Source organism: Sodalinema sp. (assembly GCF_046483825.1).
GTDB lineage: Bacteria > Cyanobacteriota > Cyanobacteriia > Cyanobacteriales > Geitlerinemataceae > Sodalinema.
Genome location: NZ_JAWOCL010000110.1, coordinates 1 through 21,532, shown reverse-complemented (window position 1 = coordinate 21,532; position 21,532 = coordinate 1). Strand labels below are relative to the sequence as shown.

General features: G+C 51.7%; 22 protein-coding genes. 10 read left to right on the top strand and 12 right to left on the bottom strand.

Annotated features, from left to right (window positions below; translation table 11 throughout):
* Nucleotides 1–145: 145 nt before the first annotated feature.
* Nucleotides 146–1,108, bottom strand: a complete 963-nt coding sequence (locus R6U67_RS07070; RefSeq protein WP_410251888.1) for a hypothetical protein — start codon at nt 1,106–1,108, stop codon at nt 146–148.
* A 357-nt stretch (nt 1,109–1,465) separates the two neighbouring features.
* On the opposite strand from R6U67_RS07070, the gene R6U67_RS07065 reads away from it, so the two are divergent.
* A complete protein-coding gene (locus R6U67_RS07065; protein ID WP_410251887.1) occupies nt 1,466–1,855 on the top strand; it encodes a hypothetical protein in 390 nt (129 codons plus the stop codon).
* On the opposite strand, the gene R6U67_RS07060 is transcribed toward R6U67_RS07065, so the two are convergent.
* On the bottom strand, nt 1,806–3,512 hold the full coding sequence (locus tag R6U67_RS07060) for an ArnT family glycosyltransferase (protein WP_410251886.1): 1,707 nt from the start codon (nt 3,510–3,512) through the stop codon (nt 1,806–1,808). The two genes, R6U67_RS07065 and R6U67_RS07060, sit on opposite strands and share 50 nt — an antisense overlap.
* Before the next feature lie 186 nt (nt 3,513–3,698).
* On the opposite strand from R6U67_RS07060, the gene R6U67_RS07055 reads away from it, so the two are divergent.
* The 4 genes from R6U67_RS07055 to R6U67_RS07040 all read left to right on the top strand — a co-directional run bounded on the left by R6U67_RS07055 (nt 3,699) and on the right by R6U67_RS07040 (nt 9,007).
* Nucleotides 3,699–5,246: a hypothetical protein gene (locus tag R6U67_RS07055; protein ID WP_410251885.1), complete on the top strand. Its 1,548-nt coding sequence runs from the start codon at nt 3,699–3,701 to the stop codon at nt 5,244–5,246.
* A gap of 38 nt (nt 5,247–5,284) precedes the next feature.
* On the top strand, nt 5,285–6,292 hold the full coding sequence (locus tag R6U67_RS07050) for an alpha/beta hydrolase family protein (RefSeq protein WP_410251884.1): 1,008 nt from the start codon (nt 5,285–5,287) through the stop codon (nt 6,290–6,292).
* A gap of 378 nt (nt 6,293–6,670) precedes the next feature.
* Nucleotides 6,671–7,039 (top strand): hypothetical protein, encoded by a 369-nt coding sequence (locus tag R6U67_RS07045; protein ID WP_410251883.1) that lies wholly within the window; start codon nt 6,671–6,673, stop codon nt 7,037–7,039.
* Nucleotides 7,040–7,138: 99 nt separating this feature from the next.
* The gene (locus tag R6U67_RS07040) at nt 7,139–9,007 is read left to right on the top strand and encodes a hypothetical protein (RefSeq protein ID WP_410251882.1); all 1,869 of its coding nucleotides are present in this window, start codon (nt 7,139–7,141) and stop codon (nt 9,005–9,007) included.
* Here the strand turns inward: R6U67_RS07040 and R6U67_RS07035 are convergent.
* Nucleotides 9,004–9,783, bottom strand: coding sequence for a response regulator (locus R6U67_RS07035; RefSeq protein WP_410251881.1), 780 nt, complete (start codon nt 9,781–9,783; stop codon nt 9,004–9,006). The genes R6U67_RS07040 and R6U67_RS07035 overlap by 4 nt on opposite strands.
* A 348-nt stretch (nt 9,784–10,131) precedes the next feature.
* On the opposite strand from R6U67_RS07035, the gene R6U67_RS07030 reads away from it, so the two are divergent.
* Complete coding sequence (locus tag R6U67_RS07030) at nt 10,132–11,460, top strand: sensor histidine kinase (protein ID WP_410251880.1); 1,329 nt, start codon at nt 10,132–10,134, stop codon at nt 11,458–11,460.
* Between the two features lie 57 nt (nt 11,461–11,517).
* On the top strand, nt 11,518–12,636 hold the full coding sequence (locus R6U67_RS07025) for a sensor histidine kinase (RefSeq protein ID WP_410251879.1): 1,119 nt from the start codon (nt 11,518–11,520) through the stop codon (nt 12,634–12,636).
* Here R6U67_RS07025 and R6U67_RS07020 read toward each other — a convergent pair.
* The 8 genes from R6U67_RS07020 to R6U67_RS06985 all read right to left on the bottom strand — a co-directional run bounded on the left by R6U67_RS07020 (nt 12,604) and on the right by R6U67_RS06985 (nt 18,133).
* On the bottom strand, nt 12,604–13,122 hold the full coding sequence (locus tag R6U67_RS07020; protein ID WP_410251878.1) for a hypothetical protein: 519 nt from the start codon (nt 13,120–13,122) through the stop codon (nt 12,604–12,606). The genes R6U67_RS07025 and R6U67_RS07020 overlap by 33 nt on opposite strands.
* 224 nt (nt 13,123–13,346) lie before the next feature.
* Nucleotides 13,347–14,087 (bottom strand): metallophosphoesterase, encoded by a 741-nt coding sequence (locus R6U67_RS07015; protein WP_410251877.1) that lies wholly within the window; start codon nt 14,085–14,087, stop codon nt 13,347–13,349.
* A gap of 66 nt (nt 14,088–14,153) precedes the next feature.
* Complete coding sequence (gene cbiD / locus R6U67_RS07010; protein WP_410251876.1) at nt 14,154–15,233, bottom strand: cobalt-precorrin-5B (C(1))-methyltransferase CbiD; 1,080 nt, start codon at nt 15,231–15,233, stop codon at nt 14,154–14,156.
* Nucleotides 15,234–15,287: 54 nt separating this feature from the next.
* Nucleotides 15,288–15,674 carry a type II toxin-antitoxin system death-on-curing family toxin gene (locus R6U67_RS07005; protein ID WP_410251875.1) on the bottom strand — a complete coding sequence of 129 codons (387 nt, stop codon included), beginning with the start codon at nt 15,672–15,674 and terminating at the stop codon, nt 15,288–15,290.
* Entirely contained in the window at nt 15,671–15,868 is a 198-nt protein-coding gene (locus R6U67_RS07000) for a DNA-binding protein (protein ID WP_410251874.1), read from the bottom strand. The genes R6U67_RS07005 and R6U67_RS07000 overlap by 4 nt, the downstream gene beginning before the upstream one ends.
* Before the next feature lie 33 nt (nt 15,869–15,901).
* Complete coding sequence (gene cobM, locus R6U67_RS06995; protein ID WP_410251873.1) at nt 15,902–16,687, bottom strand: precorrin-4 C(11)-methyltransferase; 786 nt, start codon at nt 16,685–16,687, stop codon at nt 15,902–15,904.
* Nucleotides 16,688–16,884: 197 nt separating this feature from the next.
* Nucleotides 16,885–17,052, bottom strand: coding sequence for a hypothetical protein (locus R6U67_RS06990; RefSeq protein WP_410251872.1), 168 nt, complete (start codon nt 17,050–17,052; stop codon nt 16,885–16,887).
* 97 nt (nt 17,053–17,149) lie between these two features.
* Entirely contained in the window at nt 17,150–18,133 is a 984-nt protein-coding gene (locus R6U67_RS06985) for a DMT family transporter (protein ID WP_410251871.1), read from the bottom strand.
* Between the two features lie 43 nt (nt 18,134–18,176).
* Between R6U67_RS06985 and R6U67_RS06980 the strand changes: the two genes are divergently transcribed.
* Entirely contained in the window at nt 18,177–18,467 is a 291-nt protein-coding gene (locus R6U67_RS06980; RefSeq protein WP_410251870.1) for a DUF2470 domain-containing protein, read from the top strand.
* A gap of 35 nt (nt 18,468–18,502) precedes the next feature.
* Here the strand turns inward: R6U67_RS06980 and R6U67_RS06975 are convergent, their stop codons facing one another.
* The gene (locus R6U67_RS06975) at nt 18,503–19,198 is read right to left on the bottom strand and encodes a M15 family metallopeptidase (protein ID WP_410251889.1); all 696 of its coding nucleotides are present in this window, start codon (nt 19,196–19,198) and stop codon (nt 18,503–18,505) included.
* Between the two features lie 280 nt (nt 19,199–19,478).
* Between R6U67_RS06975 and R6U67_RS06970 the strand changes: the two genes are divergently transcribed.
* Together R6U67_RS06970 and hisC are read left to right on the top strand one after the other, a co-directional pair.
* Nucleotides 19,479–20,084 (top strand): CpcT/CpeT family chromophore lyase, encoded by a 606-nt coding sequence (locus tag R6U67_RS06970; RefSeq protein ID WP_410251869.1) that lies wholly within the window; start codon nt 19,479–19,481, stop codon nt 20,082–20,084.
* Between the two features lie 101 nt (nt 20,085–20,185).
* Nucleotides 20,186–21,238 (top strand): histidinol-phosphate transaminase, encoded by a 1,053-nt coding sequence (gene hisC / locus R6U67_RS06965; protein WP_410251868.1) that lies wholly within the window; start codon nt 20,186–20,188, stop codon nt 21,236–21,238.
* The last annotated feature ends 294 nt before the right edge of the window (nt 21,239–21,532 follow it).

Sequence of the window (21,532 nt, the reverse complement as noted above, 5' to 3'; positions counted from 1 at the left end):
AGAAAATTTAATGTCAATTGAAATTCAAGACGAGTTGTCCAAAGATGTCATAGACCCGGTTATTCTCCTCCAGGAGGAGTTTCAGACCATTGGAACATCGAACATCTACACAAGCTTCACTATATCGAAGTTAAACTGCCTGAGCCTAAGCCGGATCAGAACTCCTGAGGCATGAGGAAAAACTGACCAAGCGTTCTGGGGAGATAACTGCCAGGGGCAGATAAGAACAACCATCCCATTCACCAAATAGGCTGAGGGGTTGGCCGCCACTGAGGGCCATCAGTTGCCAGCCTTGTTGAAAGTCTGGGGAGAGGGGTAGAGATTGACCGCTGCTGTCCCGCAGTTGGCGTCCGGCGTTGAGGGGTTGGATTTGATGGAGGCTGAGGGGGATGCGATCGCACCAGGGAGACACGGCTAGGGCTTCAGCATAGGCGCTCAGGCCCTGTTCGATGTCAGGATAGCCTGGCAGGTGAACGGGTGGGGTTGAGGTGGCTTGGGGATGCTTGAGGATGGCGCGTTGGGGTAAGGCGGCATCGTAGAAGACCAGTTCAGCGGTCCAGCTACTCCCTGGGGAAAGGTCACTGGGGAGAGCTTGGCGATGGTGAACATAGTCGAGCAGCAGTGCGAAGCGGTGCTGCTGCAATCCCCAGAGCCAGGTCCGTTGCAGGTTCAGGGTGGTGGCGCCGGTGGCTTCTTGCCCTCGGACTTGGCCAACGACGACCCAATGATCCCAGAGTCCGGGACGTTGCCGAAGATCGGCTTTTCGCTGCGTCCACCCCAGTTGCGATCGCACTTCGTTAAGCAACGACTCGGGTAGAGATTGGCGCTGCTGATAGCCTTCAAGTAAGAGCCAAAGTTCCCCGAGTTCCTCAAAAAAGGTTGGGGGGAAGCCGTCGGCGGCTAATTGAGCCAGCGATCGCATTCGTCGGGCTAATCCCGGCGCTTGAGCGTCAATCATATGGGCGGTAATCCGCTCCCACTCCTCGCGGTTAGGAGCGTTGGCCCAGCCCAGTTGTAGGCGATCGCACAACCATTGACGGAGTTCCTCAACCCCCTGTTGAACCTGATCGGAGCGACTCAGAGATTTTAGGGAAGACGATTGACCCATACCCATTCCAGAACACGGCGAGACCCAGCAAGAATCAGACAAGCTCCCGGTTAGGGGAGCGCTACTCCAGTAGAGGAGATTGAGGCCCAGCCGATCCCAAATTGGAACTTCACTTTAAGTTTTGCAAAGTCTTAAATCGAGCAAAATTGCCATGATTCCCACTCTATCTTGGTTTTTGTGCGATATAAACCGGGTTTACGCCCGGGGCGATCGCTGTTCCCTTGCCAAAAAATCGTATTACATTAAGAAGTAGCCCCCCAAGGCAAAGTTGACCAGGATGGAGAGATCGCTTGGCTTGATCTCTGGCAACCTCAGTCATTCAACCTCAATTTAACCTCTATCGACGTCAACCCGGTTATGAGCGCCCCGCTATCTGACACCCATTCCCTGACTTGCCCGATTTGTCATCATCGTAATCGGGTCCCCGCTGGAAAACTCCTCAATGGACTCTATACTTGTCCCTCATGTCAAACCCATTTGGTGGTCTGTTGGAGCGGGCATTATGTTCGAGATCCCCTATCTGGGCAAGTTCCCCTACTGAGTCTGAACACAGGGGAAGTCTTACGTCGCAAAAGTCGTCCGCTCTCGCGACTGCTTCGAGATGCTGGGGGATTAAAATGGATTGTCGTGATCGGGGCGATCGCCTTGAGTCTCACGGTGGTCTCCTTAAAAGCCTCAGAGTCTGAAAACTACCCCCCTAACTTGGAGGAAACGCCCACCCTTGAGAACGAGTGGGACTCGCCATAGTTCCCGGCTCCTCATGGCAAAGTAACAGCCAATCTTCAGTCCGTCCCACAATTGCTCCGCCATCGAGGCCGAGTTGTTCAAAGCTATCATAATCCAGGAGTAAACAGATCCGTTGGTTGCCGTGCCAGTGTTGGTAGAGTTCGTGAGGGCTGGCACTGATAATGGGGCGGTTAGCATAGAAATTTAAGGAGGGGCGATCGTAGGGATGAGAGGTATAAATTGGCTCCCCCTGAGTCTCTTCGCGAATCATCGTCGCCACAGGTTGAACCGGATAGTCTTCGTTGAGTTCCCAAACCCAGTCAGATGAGGTCACGAACAATAACAGGCTAATCAACCAGCCCCAGAACAGCACCATTGGCATCATCGGGTTTCGTTGAGCGATTAAGCTCGCGGTCATGGTGAGGGTCATAGCGGCGGCGAGGAGTGTTACCGTCAAATGGGTCATCTCATGGTCGAGGAACCCGGACTCCATCAGGGATGCGGCCAGGATGGCCGCCCCACCCCAAGCCACGAGGGCCATCACCACAAAGCCCCACCGCCACAATTTGGGGTAGCACGGACGAGGGTCCCGGCTCGGGTGTCCTTGTTGTTGTAACTGCTGCCAAATATCGGCCAGGATCACCCCCACCCCCAGGGCTAACGGGGGATAGATCGGCAAACTATACCACGGAAGTTTGGTTCCCATGAGGGAAATTGCCCCAAAATAGCCACCGCTCCAAACAAGAATCAATCGCGCCCAGCTCAGATTCTGGTCTTGCCACACTCGCTTCAGGGCCGCCGGAACAAAGATGAAGGCTGGGAACCCGTATTTAAGGAATTCGATGAGGTAATACCAGGGGGGGCCACTATTGCGTTCTACCGCCTGCCAAACGCGATGAGCCGATTGATTGAGCAAATGTTCGATGAGAAAGTCCTGACCGTAATAGGTCCATTGGGCCAGATACCAAGCCCCCAGAGGAACGGCTCCTAGGGTCATCCCCAGGCCAAACCCAGGGTGAGTTAACAGACGCGGTGTATCCCAGAGGAGAAAGCCGAGAGAAATCGCCCCAAAGAGTAGGGCCAGCATCAGGCCTTTGGTCAGGCCCACGAGGCTCAAGGCAAGACCCACACCGAGGGCATAGCGGAGATTACGACGGGTTCGCAGCAGGCAGAGCATCCAGAGGAGGCAGAAACAGAGGATGGCCCCGTCTAACATGGCTAAGCGTCCATGACGCACGACTGGCAGCCAGGTGAGATAGACGATGCTGGCCCAAAGGGCGGGGGCGCGATGAGGCCAGAGTTCTCGTCCTAGGTAATAGAGGAGGGGGACGGAGGTAGCTGTGAGAATGGCTCCGGGGAGACGGGCGGAGCCGGCATCGGCGCTGCCGAACCAATGGTAACTTAGGGCGATGAGATTATGGAGTAGGGGGGGTTTGTTGAGGTAGGGTTGACCATGGAGGGTTGGATGTAGCCAGGTGTCGGGATGCTGCCAGATTTCTCGCGCGACTTGGGCGACGGTTCCTTCGTCCCAATCTCGCAGGGGAAGCTGATCGAGGCCGCGGGTAAAAAGGATTAGGGCAACGCCCCAGAGGAGAAGACTCCAAGCTAAGTCGCGGTAGGGGCTACGGCTTGATCGGAACTTCCGTTGCATCTCGGCGAAGACAGACGACTGCATCATAATGGGGCGGACAACATTTTGTGACGAGGCGGCTGCGATCGCCGAACTTTCCTTTAGACTGAACTGAGCGATTGGGGTTTGTCAATCATAGCTGCGATCGCTCTCTCCCTCATTCTAGTCAACGACTCTGTTGTTGAAGGAATTGGGAATCCTCAAGACTCGGTTGCCTGTTGTTAGGAGTTGATCATGAATCTACCTCTAGTTGTGGATATTGCGATTGGCATTATCTTTGTTTATTTAACGTTGAGTTTATTATCGTCGGAAATTCATGAACTCATTACAACGCTTCTGCAATGGAGGGCGGAACATTTACGAAGTTCCATCCGTGTGTTGCTTGAAGGGGGCGGAAAGTCGGAAATTGACCCTCAGCTTAAGCAGCGTGAACAGGAGGCTCAGGTCTTGACAGAGCGGCTTTATTCTCATCCGTTGATTCGCAGCCTAAATCAAGAGGCAAAGGGTAAACTGACTGAGTTTAATCGTAGTGTATCCAATACTTTTATTAATATTGTATATACCATCATTTCTGGGGTTTATAACTTTTTTTCTCGCCTATTCGGCAATCCCAAGGCAACCTTAAAAAATCCTTTTGCTAATCAAACAAGCGCCCCGTCTTATATTCCATCGGATACCTTCGCTTCAACGATTTTAAAAACGTTTCAGATGTCGGAGGTGGGACGATTGGTGACGGTATCCCGACTTGAGAAATTTCAGGCACGGCAAATATCGGCGCTGCTCAAAAAAGGTCGGCATTTACGGAAGCCAGAATCGCAACGGTTGGCTACAGAACGTCTCAGAGAAATGACCCGAGATTGGAATAAAACGCGCCAAGAGTTTGCCGATGGAGGGATAAATCTCATGGCGACGATTGACCGAATGGAGAATAGTTTGAATAGCTATATCGGCTATTGCAATGAATTTATTCAAGAGCCAGAATCAATTAAACGCTTCTTTCTCTACGAGTTGAACTATGAGAAAGATCGCTATTACAACCCAGCGGAAAAGCCCAGGGTTTTAGAAACGTTACGCCCCACGTTAGAGGAATTGATTGATCTCGTCCGTGATAAACCCAAAATTTATCAGCAGTTAGAGCAAGCATTTAAGGACAAAAATAGTCCAACCTATCAAGGCTTTAAAAAAATTATTGATGCCATGCCGGAGTTACCGGATTCGCTGCAAAATAGCCTCAAAGCACTGACGGAAAGGGTGGAACACCGTAAAGAAAGTTTAGAGGAGGAAATTAGTGATTTACAAACTCAGTTAGAGGATTGGTTTGATAAGTCAATGACCCGAGCCAGTGGTGTTTATCGTCGCAATGCCCGTGGAATTGCGATTTTAATTGGCTTTGTGATTGCCATTGCCACCAATTCAGATACGTTTTTTATGATTGATAGCCTCTCGCAAAATACAGTATTGCGGGAAACGGTCAGTGATTATGCTCAAGTGGAAGTGAATCGAAGCGATAATATCGAGCAGGTCAAACGCAGTGTACGAGATCAACTTAACGATGTGTCGCTCCCCATTGGCTGGAATCGGGATATTCGTCGCCAACAGATTCCAGCGGAACAGGCCTGGGAGATTCCGGCTACAAACTGGCGTATCGGTAATCCCCTTCTCTATCTCAAACGTCTTGTGGGTTGGTTGATTAGCGGAATTGCGATTTCGATGGGGGCATCGTTCTGGTACGACTTGCTCCGTAAGCTAATCGATGTTAAGAACATGGGCGGGAAAGATTAACGCCGATAGCAGGGCTAATGGTCAATTATTAGAGTCAGATGATGTCTATGGACTCCTCCCCGGTTCGTATTATTTTTCGCGCAGCGCGGGTTGCAGAGGCGGCTCCTCCCTATGACACCTTGCATTTACAAGTGTTTTATCCGGCTGAGGGGCCACAGAGGTCTCAAGGGAGGTCTCAAGGCCCCAGTCAAGCGGTTGATGAACGTCGATCGCCGTTTCCGGTGGTTCTGTTCATGAATGGGATCAATTGTGAGCCTTGTCTCTATCGTTGGCTGGCCATGGGGTTGGCCGAGCGTGGCTTGGTGGTGGTGACCTTTTCTTGGGTGGGAGAAAATTTACCGGGATTGGTGGGATTAACCCCAGGGGTGACGCTGGAGGCGTTGCGGCCCCAGGTGTATGGAACGCAAGCGACGGCGGCCGCTGTGCCGACGCTCTTATCGGCGTTAGAGCAATTGCAGGAGGACAGTGTTTTGGCGGGACATCTGGATCTCGATCGCATTGTCTTCGGCGGCCATTCGGCGGGGGGCCGGGTGGCGATCGAAAGTGCCAGTCCCGAGTTTTTTCCCCAGGTGAAGGCGGCGTTTAGCTATGGAAGCCATATGGCGGCCGTTCAACAGTTGGGATATGACCCGGGGACCATCTTACCCTTGCCCGATCGCCTGCCGCTGTTATTGATGGGGGGAACCCAGGATGGAGTGATTGGCAAAAACGGGCAGCAGTATGGGGTGAGGTGGGATACGCCGATAACCCCTGTGGTGCGTACTTTTGACGAGGCGATCGCCGGCGGACGGGACGATAGTTATCTCGTACTGCTCGACGGGGCCAATCACTTTACGATCGCCCATCCATTTCAGGCGATTGGTGCAGTTCTCGATCTCGATGAACCGACTCGGGTTCCCCAATCTCCCCGACGAGAAATTATGGTTGAGGCGATCGCCTTGTTTCTAACGGCCCATCTTGGCTTGGAACATCTTGGCTTGGGACAGGGAGACCTCAGAACCTATGCTCAACAGCAAAAGGCGATCGCCCAGTTTGCCGTCAAATAACGACCTCCGGGTGACGTTATTCGCCGATTCACCGTAGATACACGGTGACGTTTTGAGATTAAGAAATATAAAGTTTTTTTTCTGCGTGGATATACGCAAAAAAATCAAAAATTAGTTATAATCGTCCTACGGTCTTGTCAACGGTGTTGGCAAAAATGTCAAACCAACAGACCTAATCCTATTCGAGCCATGGGCTTTAGGCGTCGGATGGGTCGTTGCAATCAGGGTTATCGAGAGCATTAGCCGATCGCCGAGTCTGCGAATGACTCTCTCTGGGGTGAATAAGATGCCTTGTGGCGGCAGTCCTGCCACAGTTCAGACATTAACTTACGGACATTACGGATATTACGGACATTACGGAGAGCATCAGATTTAATCATGTATAACTCAACCATTACAGCAACCCAAAACCACTTACCCACATCGCGATTAGGACGCAAACGTCTAGGCGCCTATCTACTCGAAGCTGGACTCATTACACCGGCTCAAATTCAAGTGGCGGCCTATGATCAGCAGGTAACGGGCAAGAAATTCTCAGAAGTGATTGTCGATCGCGGTTGGATTAAGCAACAAACCATTGACTTCCTGATTGAGCGCGTCATTAAGCCTGAACAGCAGAGACGGCGTTCAGCGGGAGCCTTGGCTCAACCCGTCGAGCCGTTCGAGCAGATTTATGCTCGTCGTCAACATGAGCTGCACCAGGGAGCGACGGGGCCTGAAGAGGAGGTTCCCTGGACCGTCGACTAAAACGCTGTTGGCCCTGTCTCTTCATCCCGGTTGTTGTTGACAGGGCCGCCCGAGAGCGTCGATAGTAGAGGCATCTCCCTCTTCACCTCAGCAACAGCCGTGGACTCTCGTTGGCTTCCTCTCAGTCTCCTCTTACTTCTGCCGGGTTTGAGCAGTTGTGAGGTCCTGGCGCCCCCCTCCCCGGTTGCGACAGCGGAGATGGTTCTGACGGAAGCGCAGCGCACCAATGAGGCGATCGAGATCGGGGTAGCAGCGCGGAGTCTGGCCGTCCGGCGAGCCTTAGCCGATACCGATCTTCAGGAACTCGATCAGTGGTGGCGTTCCCGAGATATCTATGATCCCCACAAATATCTCCTACCGCCGATGTTAGCCCAACTTAGCCTCACCCCCAGCGAGGAACAAGGGCCGATTTGGGACATATGGTTAAGTCTGGAGAACGATAAACGGGATCTCTATCATTTCCGCAGTCTTTATGATGTGCGGCTATTTTTCCTGTTTCAAGAGTCGTTACCCGAGCCGGTTCGTCAGGCCTATCGCAGTATGTTGCAATCGCCACGCATCTTTGAATGGGGCGAGGGCGGTACGGAAAATCATCTCTGGCAACAGTATATGTCCGGTTTAGCCATGATGGACGGCAGCGGCTTTCCCGTCAGTCATCCCCATTTCCTGGCCACTCACGATGCTTGGCTCAGGGCGGAACTGACGAAATATCTCACCATTGGCCAAGGAGAATTTCATTCCTCGATTTACTATGGCTATAGCATCGGAGCGTTGCTGAATCTCTATGACTTTGCCGAAACCCCTGAACGGCGACAGTTGGCCCGGGCCGTGTTGGATTGGTTATCGACTCAGATCGCTCTACGATTGAGTTGGGGAACCGCTGGCGGGGCCGAAAGTCGCGGTTTCGATCGCCAGACTTGGAACAGTGGTTTGACGGCGTTGGCCTGGATTTGGTGGGGAGGTGATGATCCTCAGGAGATTGAGCGTATTGTCGAGCAGATGGGTGGTGAAGCCTATCGTCTGGCGATTTTAGCGGCCACGAGTGGCTATCGTCCCCCGGCTCAGTTGCGATCGCTGGCTCAGAAAACGCTTCCCCTTCCCTTTCAACTCCGGGCCAGTCATCCAAGTTATTACAGTTATCATCAGGACAACCAATTTTGGGAAACCTTCTATGTCACCCCCGACTATAGTTTAGGAACCCTGCAAACTCCTGGACGCAGTTACCAGGTTCAGGGGACGATTAACGCTCAATATGCCACGTATAAATTAGTGGTGCGCGATCGCCAGCGTCGGGAGAATGCCGTGATTAGTTTGGGGGGAACCTATCATAGTCCCCGGGCCACAGGACGCAGTCCCGGCGATCGCTATCTTCAGGAAAAGGGGGCCAGCCTCTATCAACTGCGACTGACGGCCGAAGATGAGGCGGCGGGTGTTCCCGGACAATCCCACTTAGTGATTCCTAAGGACTATGGGGAACCGCAACAGATAGGAGAGTGGTTTGTCTGGGAGATTGAAGGCGTCTGGCTTTGTGCGCGGGCTTGGGGGGATGAGATTCGCCTGGAGATGCCCTTAGAGGAGGCTGAAGATTATTTAGCTTTGGTAGCCCAGGGACAGCAGACGGCTTGGATTACGGAGGTTCTGGCTCGCTCAGAGTATGGGACCTTGGCTGACGTGGAGGCGGCGTTGGCCCAGACCGTCGTCAATGATGAGACTTTGGAGACAGCGGGACGGCTGATCTATACCAGCGTTGAGGGCGATCGCCTTGAACTCATCGACGACCCCAGCCGCCGAGCGGGGATCGCACGTATTAATGGAACGGAACAATCCCGGACCGATACCCCGGTTCTGGAGAGTCCCTATGTCAATCAACCGCTCTGGAGTGGCCGGCTGCGGGTGGACAATCCTCAGTTGGGAACTTGGGAGTTGCAGTTAAAACCGGGGCGACCCCGTTGGACGGATTCAGATTAGTTGACTAGCCCTGATCGCAAGGCCCGAACGGCGGCTTGGGTGCGATCGTCCACGCAGAGCTTGTTGAGAATGCTGCGAACATGGGTTTTAACGGTTCCGACAGTAATATAGAGCTTTTCGGCAATTTGGGCGTTGTTGCAGCCACCGACAATTAACTCGAGAATCTCTAACTCTCGTTTGGTGAGGGGATCGGATTCCATTAACTGCTGCACTTCCGAGTCGACGCCGTCGATGTTGCGAGAGTCATCGCATCGCTCAGCGGACTCCACATCGTCGATGGCTGTTGGGGTCAGGGAGTTGGATGTCGCTGAAGGGAGGGGTTGAACTGAGGCGGCCGCCGATTGAGATTTGCGAGCTTGACGCAGAACAATTTGGGCGATGTTGGGGTCGATCCAGGTATTCCCTTCATGGGTGAGTTGGATGGCTTCGAGGAGACGCTCCAAACTGGCATCTTTCATGCTGTAGGAGTCTGCACCGGCGGCGAAGGCGGCTAGAACCGCGTCTTCGTTGTCGTGCATGGTCAAGATTAAGACTTTGACCTGATGTTTGCTATCTTCGTGGGACTGACGAAACCGTTGTAACAGTTCGATCCCGTCGAGATCGGGTAAGCCAATATCGAGAATCGCCACATCGGGTTGGGTGTCCTGAAGCACGGCTAACCCCTCTTGGCCGGTGGCGGCTTCTCCTACGATGTCAATGACGCCGGTTTGCTCGAGGGCCGCTCGGATGCCAACGCGAGTGAGTTCGTGGTCTTCGATCAATACGGTGCGAATCATACTATCTATATCAAGACGTTATAAAGACGTTTTAGAGCGTTTTACCGGCTAAGAGAACGAGTTCAACCCTATACCATTGGAGGAAATCGGGTCAAACTGGGGTCAAGTTTAGGGGCGAATCGAGAGAACACACACTTGCGATACCGGATCTACTCTGGCAAAATCAAGACAGTTTTTATTGACTGTTTTCTTGGGTTAAATCTTTAGGAAGGGGGCAAACCTCTATCTGGGTTGCTGAACCTCTTACTCAGGATAGAGGACAAACTGCCTAAAAATTTATAACTTCGTATTATACACCTTATTGACCCTTGAACGATATCAACTCTAGATATTTTGTTCCCACCACCCATGACAGATGGAAACGTCCCAATTCTCGTGATCGGCTTCGACGCCGAGACGGATATTAACGCTAAAGCGGCCTTGCAAGCCTTTGCAGCCCCCCAGGCGGGGGATATCAGCCCAAAACTTCGGTTTTGTCAGCAGTACCCCACGGGAGAACGCAGTACGCGGGACCGAACGGTTGCTGGTATCCTCTTGGATGGCGATCGCCTCAACCTCAAGGCGGTGCTGGCTGCGTTGCGACGAGACTTTCCTCAAACGCCGATTGTGGTCACAGGGTATAATCCTGAGTTAGAGGCCGGTAAGTTAGCGGTTGGGGCGGATGAGGTGGTGAATCGTCACTATTTTACCTCTGAGGGGCTGGCGATGATCTGGCGGGTTCTCTTTCGTGGCTATCAAGACGGCGATCGCACCCCAAACCGGCTGTCGAGTCTGGGACGAGATCCTGAGATGGAACCCGATATTTCTCATTCTCTTGATGATCGCCAACAGTTGGAGGCCCGCATCAGTGAGCAGAATCGCCTGATTGCAGCTCAACATCAGGAGTTGAAACGACAACGGGAGCAGATTCGCCGTCAACATCTAACGATCCTAGAAGCGTCTCGGATAAAGTCGGCATTTCTCTCAACGGTGTCTCACGAGTTACGAACCCCGCTCAATGTAATCATTGGTTTCTCGCAACTGCTATTACGCAAAAAAAATAGTTCTTTAACGCCAGTTCAGGTTCAAACTTTACAATGTATTTTTAATAATGGTAAGCAACTGTTGTCTGTGATTAATGATATCCTTGAACGGTCAAAATTAGAGGCGGGAGCGTCAGAACTTCGTCCCAGAGCCTTTAACTTGGTACAGTTGGTCACGTCGATTGCAGGAAATGCTCGTTGGCTCTGTGAACAGAAAGGGTTAGAGTTACGAATTGATACTCGAGTCGAGAATCCTCGGGTTTTCCAAGACCATCAAGGAGTCCGCCGAGTGGTCTCGAATTTGTTAGCCAATGCCTTAAAGTTTACGGAAGAGGGGGATATTTCGGTGCAAATTTGGGAAGTGACTCCAGATCGCCTAGCCATCGCCGTCTCGGATACAGGAATTGGTATTCCCCCGGAACATCTCAAGCGAATTTTTGCCGCCTTTGAACAGTTAGATAATTCCTTAGCTCGTAATTATAACGGCGTGGGGTTAGGCTTAGCCATTGTGGATTCTCTGGTTAAAATGATGAAGGGGAGTATTCATGTTGAGAGTTCGCAAGGACAGGGATCGACGTTTCGGGTAGAATTGCCTCGTTCTGTGTTTGATCCCTGTCCCCGTGAGTCGAGAGAAGCTAGTGTTCCTTATAAATAAATACGCCTCATGACTTTCTTGGAGTCACAAGAGTCTGAACTTGATCGTCATTTGATAATGCTAACACCTGAACCTCAAGAACCTAACTTTGATCGAATCCTCGCCGTTGATGATTCTCCCGATAATTTATTCCTTGTACAAGCTATTCTCGAAGATGAAGGCTATCTGATTGAGTTAGCGGAGGATGGTTTAGCCGCACTCGAACAGATTAAGTCGAATCCGCCGGATTTGATTCTTCTCGATGTGATGATGCCAAATTTGGATGGATATGAGGTTACCCGTCGAGTACGTACTCAGCCGGATCTTCCCTATATTCCGATCTTATTGATTACCGCTCATGAAGCATCGAGCGTGGTGAAGGGTTTGGATGTGGGAGCGGATGATTTTATCCGTAAACCGGTGGAGATGGAGGAGTTACAGGCACGGGTGCGATCGCTGCTGCGGTTAAAGCATACCATTGATGAACGCGATCGCATGGCCCGAGAACGAGAGGATTTTGTCTCGCGTCTAACGCATGATTTACGAACCCCGTTAGTGGCGGCGGATCGAATGCTCAATTTGATGCAATCTCAGGCATTTGGGGAGATTTCTGAGTCGATGGATGAGGCGATCGCCACCATGATTCGCAGTAACCATAACCTCTTGGATATGGTGAATTTATTATTAGAAGTCTATCGCTATGAGGCGGGTCGAAAACAACTGACGTTTACGCCGTTTAATCTCTGTGCTACCCTAGAAGAAATTTTAGATGAACTGACACCAATTGCGCAAGATAAGCAGATTGAGATTGTCCGAGACTTTCAGGAAGAGATGTGTGAGGTCGTTGGCGATCGCCTGGAACTCTATCGCGTTTTTATGAACCTGATTGGCAATGCGATTAAGTTTACTGATAAGGGAACGGTTCAACTGCGATTTTATCGGTCTCCGGTTCCCAATCCTTGGCTCGTTTTGGAAGTTGAAGATACAGGAATTGGGATTGAAAAAGGTGATCGTGCCAGCCTCTTTACCCGCTTTCGTCAAGGTCATCATAAACGCTCTGGAAGCGGTTTAGGCTTACATCTTTGCCAGCGAATTGTTGAAGCTCATCGTGGTAAAATTGAGGTGATTTCCGAAGTCGGTCGAGGAAGTTTATTTCGGATTAAACTACCACTGGAGATCAACGGGAGCGGCCGATAGTTGTTCTTGAGATTGGCGAGTGACGACGTAATCTCGCATTTGTAGAGCGTTTTGATAGTCGTCTTGGCGTTCGAGTTGGCGATAGAGTTCAACGGCGGCGGCTAAGTCGGCGATCGCCGCGTCATAGTCTTGGTCTAAATACTGTGTCCACCCCCGTAACTCCAGCAGTTCTGGGTTCTCACCTCGGGCCAATTCAATGGCTTTATCAAAGGCAAAAATAGCGTTATGATAATCTCCAACCGCCGCCGCATCGCGTCCCACGACTTCCCAATCTTCGGCGGTATCTAAATGTTCAGGAGTTGACTGTTGATCATAATCTGGCGGGTTAAACACGTTCTCAGAGTTTCCCCAGGCGGGACGTCCACCGAGGCTTAACGAGGCGGCGATCGTCGCCACTAGAGTCATTTTCATCCATCGCGGTTGTCCTAACATCAATAAGACCTCCTTCTGTACGAGTGATCCAGACGAGTCATCTATAGGAGTCATGGGTGCAAGTGATTCGTTAACGTTGCCAAATCTAAACCAACAACGCTTAGACTGAACTCGACTATCCTCAGTCTAGTCAACGAGGCGTTCTCCGCCATCTATCGCCAGTAAGGAATCATCCTCTCTCAATAGAGGGAGAAAGAGACATTATCATATCTGTATCAAACGAGAGAATTTAGCTCAATTCGGACAGTAGTTAGACCCCATCTTGCAGCAATTATGGTCTATTTCGCTCGTATCACCGTTGTGCGATAGGTTCCATCGTCAAATAGTTCTAAACCACGAAACCCCGGATACTGTTCCCAATCGGGAGACCCTTCACGGCGAACCTGAGCACAGGTTGACGGTGTTCCACAGAAGTGAATCCCCTGCTTCACCTCCTCAAACTGCAAGTGAACATGACCGAATAACACCAGTTTGACGGACTCATAACGGTGCAAACAGGTTAACAAGGCTTGGGAATTTTGTAGGCCAATCTGATCGAGCCAATCTAATCCCATGGGAACAGGATGATGGTGTAACACCACCACCGTTGGCTGAGAACACTTCTCTAAAGATTGTTCTAAATCCCGTAAACTGGTGTCACTGAGATAGCCTTCACCAGCCTCAGCGGTGGCTAAAGTCGAGTCGAGAAGGAGAATTTGCCAACCTTGACGCTGAATAGTTTTCTCGGGGAGAAAGGGAGACGCTTGAAAGGTCTGATTTAAGACTTCAACATTATCATGATTTCCCGGAATGTAGTAGGTGGGTAATCTCAGGGGTGCGATGCGTTCAATGAGGTGTTGATAGGCTTGGGGGTCGCCATGATGGGTTAAGTCTCCCGTCAGGAGAAGCAGATCTGGATTCCAGGCTTTTACCTCCTTGATAACTTGTCCGAGCGAGTCCCAGGTCACCACTCCATGTTTGGCGGTTTTTCGGTCTGCAAAGAGATGGGTATCGGTGATTTGAGCAATTTTTAAGACCATGAGAGAAGAATCGGCTGGCTGATGGAGTTACTCTTGTTATGATACTCGGGATTGGGGGGATTTCGGTTAGCCGTGATGTCGCGCGATGAGGTCGGAGGCGATCGCCGTTTCGGCAACGATCACTCCCTGGCGTTCAAAGAGAATAACGCCGATTTCTAACTCGGTATTGGCATATTTTTGCACGTAGGCTTGGGAATTTTGGCGGATGCGATCGCACAAGTCTTGAAATACCCTATCCGCTAGGTTTTCTTGCTCTAAATACTGATAGGCTTTCGCCATGGTTGGACAGTCTAAAACCCCACGAATGAGCTTGACATTATCTGTGTATTGTGCTAAAGCCGCCGCTAGAATTTCCAATTTTCCATCCGCAATATGGCTCGATGTATTAAAAATCTTGCCCGCCAATTTCACCAATTTTCCATGATAGCCCAGCAACAACACTGAACGAACCTCACGTAATCCCGCTTCAACTAATAGCGCTCCTAGCCAGTTTCCCACCTGAACAATGGCCGTTTCCGGCAGTTTTAATCGGTCTGCAACCTGTAAACCATTACTCCCAATACAGAAAATTAAATCCTGGTGCTGTTGAGATTTTTCCTGAAGCTGAGTTTTGGCGTTTTCCAAACTTTCAACCGCCGTATGAGGTTGAGCAATACCATGAGTTCCCAAGAGTGATAAGCCGTCCAAAACACCAAACGCTTCATTGGAGGTTCGTTTCGCAAGCTGTCGTCCTTCGGGGAGAATAATAGCGACCCGCAGGGTTTTTCCCTGGGGGATGTACTCTAGGAGATTGGCTTCAGCTAAACGACGCGCATAGTGATAAATGGCGGCTTGTCCTTCTTCGGTTTTACCAATTCCTTCTCCTCCGACTAAGGAGAGGGAATCACCGCAAAAGGGGTCTAGGCTGACATCGGCCCAGATAGGCGTATTTCGGGTTAAGTCGAGATTTGCGCCGGGGTCACTGCGAGTAATGGCTAAGGCGCGGTTCTGGTCAAGACAAGCCACTTGTTCGATGGGGATTTCGGCGTCACCGGGTAGGAGGTCGAGTTTGACGGTTTGGGGAGACTGGCGTTGTTGTAGGTGGAGTAAGGCGGCTTTGGCGGCGGCGATGGCGAATACGGGGAGGGTATAACCGGAATTTTGCATGATAGGTGTTGGGATAAAAGGAGTTTCCCAGATTGATAAAATAAGAAAACTGGTTTAAGTGAATAGTGTATTTCGTTGTAACCATTCTACAAATTCTTCACGGCCTAGCTCACTCGATGCGATCGCCAACACCAAACGCTCTTGATTATCCACAGAGGCGGTAATGTTCACCCCATTCAAAACAAGAAACGTCTCTGTGGCTGCATGGCCAGTACGTTTATTTCCATCTATAAATGGATAATTCATGATGATTGAAAATCCTAATGCTGCTGCTTTATCGACTAACTTGGGGTACAGATCTTCGGTGTTAAACGTCATTTTGGGCTGGGCGATCGCAGACTCCAATAAACCCAGATTTCGGATTCCCAACCCTCCCCCCGATTGCTCAATAATCCTACGATGCAGCGTTAAGACCTCAACTAGGCTCAAATAGCGAATCATGCCAAACGCCGGTACAACTCAGCATTTTTCGCCAAGACATAGTCCGCCGCCTTCTCAAAATCATCTTCTTGCAAACTTAGCCAATCCTCTAAGCTGGCCTTCAACAGCACATCAGTCGCAATTCCATGAGCCGTTGCTAACCTCTCTAGCTTTTGGAATTGGCTATCTGACAAATCAATCGTGATAGAAGCCACAGCAATCACTCTCCTGTTGTATCTGGCTTACGGTTAACATTCATCCGTTTGAGACGATGGAGGACGAAACAGATGATGATGTTGACGATCATACAACCGCGATCGCCCCTCTGTCGTGGCCCCCAACGCCGGACTCACCACATATAACACCGTCCGTTTTAAACCCAACCGTTCCGTCATCGGCGCCATATCCGCCACCGTCCCCAATTCCACTAACTCATCCTCCCAACCCAAGCGATAACACAAGGCCATCGGCGTTTCTGGAGGATAATGTTGCAAAAGCTGGCTTTGGGCCTTGTGAATCTGACCCGCACTGAGATAGAGACAAAGCGAAGCGCGATGACGGGCCAAACTGGCTAAATCTTCACGATTGGGAACCTGAGTGCGTCCCTGAGTGCGGGTGAGGATGATGGTTTGCACTAAATTGGGAATCGTCAACTCCGTTTGCAAGCGGGCCGCTGCTGCTTGAAACGCACTGACTCCAGGAACAATCTCGAAGGGAATCTTGTCCTTGATGAGATAGACGACCAACTCATGAACCGCACCATAGAGACTGGGGTCGCCATCTTGCAGCCGCACCACGGTTTTACCGGCTTGGACATCGTTCAGCAGCCGAGACACCCAACGTTCTAACGTCTCGCCTCGGGTGTCAATTTGTTCGCTGTCGGGCCGACAATGCTGCAACAAGGTCGGGGGAACCAGGGACCCGGCGTAGAAGACCACATCGGCTTGAGCGAGGCGTTGTTGTCCCCGTAGGGTAATGAGGTCAGGGTCTCCGGGACCGGCGCCGATGATGGTCACTTGAGTAGCAGTGGACATGGGACAGTTGAGGAATAGGGGCCTCCCTTAGTATCAATGAACCGGCTCGGTTTTAGCAAATTTCCCGCAATTCCCAACTTCAACTAAAATCAATCTTGCAAAATAGGGAGGACAATTTTAGAACTGTCCTCCCCAAGAATGCACCTGAGATAAATTGTCGTTGTGATCGCAATTGTGTGCATCGAAACAGCCTCCTGTTACGACTTCAAACCCACTAGCGACCACATCAGATCAACCGCAAGAATATCTGTTACGGATTTCAACACTTGTCGAGATTCCTGCTGGTAGATTTCATGGGCGTAACGCTTGCGGTCAGCCTGCGTCGCGTTGTCGTTGTTAACGTTAACAACCGTTTGCTTATCCATGGAGATCGCCTTTGAAGTGGTCTATACTCTCTATTACTAGGATGACAGTTTTTATCAGGATTATTGCGATCGCCATAGGACAGAGATGCGATCGTCATCAGTCCCTTTTGCGATCGCGATCGCCCCGCCTATCACGGCCCCCCAGAACGGCGATCGCCACCCCCGTCAAAACCACGACTCCGCCTAAAAACACATCAGATCCCGGCACCTCCCCAAACAGCAAAAATCCCAACAAACTGGCCGAAATCGGTTCAAACAAAACCGCCAACGTGACCCAAGTCGGAGATAGCCAACGTAACGCCCAGTTGAGGCTGGTATGTCCCAACAACTGAGGAAACAGCCCCATCAGCAACAAATAGCCATAAAACAGCGGCGGATAGCCCCCATAGCCTTCCCCCAGCAGCCAGGGAAGCGGTAACAACACCAACGCCGCCACCGTATAGGTAATCGTCACATAATTGCCCAAATCCAGCCCCTGCTGCTGAATCCGACGCCCTAACAGCAGATGAATACTGACAATCCAAGCCCCCAGCAACGCCAAGCCATTCCCCAACAGAGGCTGACTCCCCGGAACCGCGATCGCCATCTCCCCCGACGCCACCAACACCCCGCCACTCAAGGCCAGAACCATCCCCAACCAAGTCCGCCGCGATAACCGTTCTCCCAACACAATCGAGGAGAACAACGCCACCCACAACGGCGTGGTGGTCACCAGGGTGGTTGAGGCGGCGATGGAGGTATAGGACAAGGAACTAATCCAGGCCGCGAAATGCAAGGCCAGAAACAGCCCCGACCAAGCCGCCCCCGCCACCTGCTGACCACTGACGCGACCGGGCATCTTGCGCCAGTTCCCAGATAGCAGCAGCGCCGCCACAGTCATCCGAGACGCCGCCACAATCAGGCTAAACGCGAGGCCCCCCTCACCGCGCAATTTGAGGGCTAAACGGACCCAAATTGAGCCGGTCGAGACCGCAAGAACCCCCAACAGCAAAATCACGATGACGCGCCAGAGGGCCGGCCCGTTCCCGCCGAGATTGGCTGCAATCGGCGTTCCTGGCTTGTCTTGATTGGAAAATCCCATTTAAGCTAAAGAGATAGTGTTAGCCAATCCTACAAATCTTGCCATGAGTGACCCCATTACCCCCGCCGTCAGCGATCGCATCTGTAAACATATGAACGACGACCACGCCAGCGCCGTGCTAGTCTACGCCCAAGTTTACGGCGATCGCCACGATGCTGAAGCCGCCCAAATGCAGGCCATCGATCCCCAAGGGATGGACTTAACGGTTCAAGCCAACGGCGAAACCCTCAATCTACGGATTCCCTTCGATCACCCCTTGCAAGACTCCGAAGACGCCCATCAAACCCTAATCGCCATGATTAAACAAGCCCGTTCCGCCCCCAAAGAGGCCTAACCGCGACCTCCCCGCTTAACCGGGCTTAACCGGGCTTAATCAGCGTCTTGTCGTCCATAAATGGCCGCCGCTTCCCCCGTCAGCCAAGCCCACATCCGCTCACCGTAGCAAAAATGCCACCATTCCTGAGGATGCTGGGCGAACCCGGCTTGACGCATCACCTGCGCCAACAGTTGGCGATGACGATGATAACTTTGTTCGGGATCGCTGGCGGCGGTCGCGAAATAGTCGGGATGCGATCGCGGGGAAATCTCATCAATAGGCGATCCCATATTCACCACCTGATTCGTTGCATTCACCAGAGTTAAATCCACCGCCCCTCCCGTCGCATGGGGGGGTGGGTCTTCGGGATCATGGCTGGGAATCGCCCAAAACTGATACACTTGTTTGAGAAGTTCCTGCTGTTGTGAATCCGAAAGACGACGCAGTTTTAAGCCCCGTTCTTCGGCTAAATCAGCCAACGCCTGATCTACCATAAATTGTTGCACCGCCACGGGACGAAAGGCATCAAAAATTCGCAACCGCCAGCCTCGATGGGTCGTTTGTAGAATCTCTTGGGCCTCAAGCAGTCGTTCGAGAACACTCTCGCGCAAACAAAAGGGACTGCGATCGCCGTAGGGGGCGCCCAATTCTCGATAGGGATGGGGACATTCCAAGGAAAATAAGCCATCGGGAATGGGAACCAGTCGTTCACCACACTCTTGAATGGGAATTGTTTGATAGGGTTTCATCATCGTGAATGGCTAACAATTAAGACGTAATTCTGAGTTTTAAACTCAGTAAAAACTATAGTTTGGTTTTAATTTGGTTTTAATTTGGTATGGGTAAACGGTTGTTCGCCCTCCGATTATTTGCCTTCCAGCAAGATATTAAATCTGCCATTATTAAATCTGCCATCAATCTTTGCTGTCAATCTTTGCCATCAATCTTACGGATTACCCGAACTCCTAAACATCGATTCTAAAACCCAGAAAACCTTGATACATCTTTCGCGCCATTTCGTCAAATCTCATGTCATCAAACCCTCTAATTAAAGCCCTCGGACAATCCCTCGCCGGCATTTTTGATAATCAGCATCAAGCCCAAGAGACCCCAACCTGGTTTGTCCCAACTCGACTGTGGCAGTATCCCCTCGTACAACAGATTGATGGGTATTATGCCATGTTTGTCGAACAAGCCCCGCTCCTGACCCCAGAACAGCCCTATCGACAACGATTGATGCTGTTGTCCGGCCCTCATCCCGGCCCTAATGATAGCGATCTTGAGATCATCTATCGAGCCTTTCGAGATCCCGCTGCGATCGCCGGGGCCGCCCAAACCCCTGAACGCCTGGCCAGCATTACCTCTGAAGCGTTACTCGAACTGCCTGGCTGTCGCTTGCGAGTCCAACGTCAGGGCGATCGCTTCATCGCCAATCCCCCCGAGGGGGCCAAATGTTACTTCGACTATCAAGGAAAAACCCGCCAAGTCGAACTCGGCTTTGATCTCACGCCAGACTGTCTTTACAGTCGCGATCGCGGCGTCGATCCAGACAGCGGTAAAGGACTCTGGGGCGCACTCATGGGCGCTTATGAATATCGCAAACATCAACCGTTTCCTCTCCCCAAAACTTGGTAAAATACCGAATCAAACTGGGACAACTCGACCCTAACCATTCCCCCTTAACCCATCCCCCCTGTTTGCTAAACTGAAACCGTTTGATACCTCAAAATCCCTTAATGAGCAGCTACTTTCGCCCCGCCGTCGATGCCATGCAGGGTTACATCCCTGGAGAACAGCCCAAACCCGGAACCCGCATCCTCAAACTCAACACCAACGAAAACCCCTATCCGCCTTCCCCAGAAGCCATGGCCCTGTTGCGGAACTTTGACGGGGAGTTGCTGCGACGCTATCCCCATCCTTACGCGAATCCCTTTCGCGAGGCGATCGCCGAGGTTCTCAACATCCCCCTCGACTCGATTATCGTCGGTAACGGTAGCGATGAAATCCTCAACCTGCTCATTCGGGCCTGCGCCGAAGGGGACCCTCGCCGAGTCGTCTATCCCACCCCCACCTACGTTCTCTACAAAACTCTCGCCGCCATCCAACCCGCAACGGTGTTAGAAATTCCCTATGGCGAGAACTATCAACTTCCCGTTGATGCCCTCCTCAACGCTCAAGGGGCTGTGACCTTCATTGCCTCCCCCAATAGTCCTTCGGGTCATTTAGTCTCAAACGACGACCTTCGTCGCCTTGCCAAAGGGCTGTCTGGGGTCTTAGTGGTGGATGAGGCCTATGTGGACTTTGCCGACGGGACCGCGTTACCCCTCGTGGCGGAGTTCGAGAATGTTATCGTCACCCGAACCCTCTCGAAAGGCTATTCCTTGGCGGGATTACGACTCGGGTTCGGGATTGCCCAGCCGGGACTGCTAGCGGGACTGTTTAAAGTTAAAGATAGCTATAACATCGATGCGATCGCCGCCCTCATGGGGGCCGCCGCGATGCGAGATCAGGGCTACAAAAATCACTGTGCTGAACGAGTCAAACGCTCTCGCCATCGGTTGAGCCAGGAGTTGCAAGGGTTAGGCTTCAAAGTGCTGCCCTCACAAACTAATTTCTTGTTGGTGACTCCCCCTCGGGAGAATGCTGAGGAGATCTATCTGGCTCTGAAGGCCCGAGGTATTCTGGTTCGCTATTTCAATCACTCGGGCCTTGAGAAACAACTACGCATCACCGTCGGAACTGAGGAACAAAATCAAACCCTCATCGAAGCCCTCGTGGATTTAATTTAGGTTTACCCCTCCCCTCCTCGTGTCATGGCTGAAGCCGTGACACGCACCCTCGGCGGCTCTGCCGCCTGGTACGGGAGGCAGAGCCTCCCAGTTGGCATTCCTAGGCAGAGCCTAGGAACGAGGGCGATACGAGGGCGATACGAGGGCGATACGAGGGCGATACGAGGGCGATACGAGGGCGACGAGGGCGACGAGGGCGAGAACGTTCTGGTGTTCCCTTCTCTTGCCTCTTGCCATCCCCTCTTGGGAGGGGTTAGGGGTGGGTTATGCCTCTTGCCATCCCCTCTTGGGAGG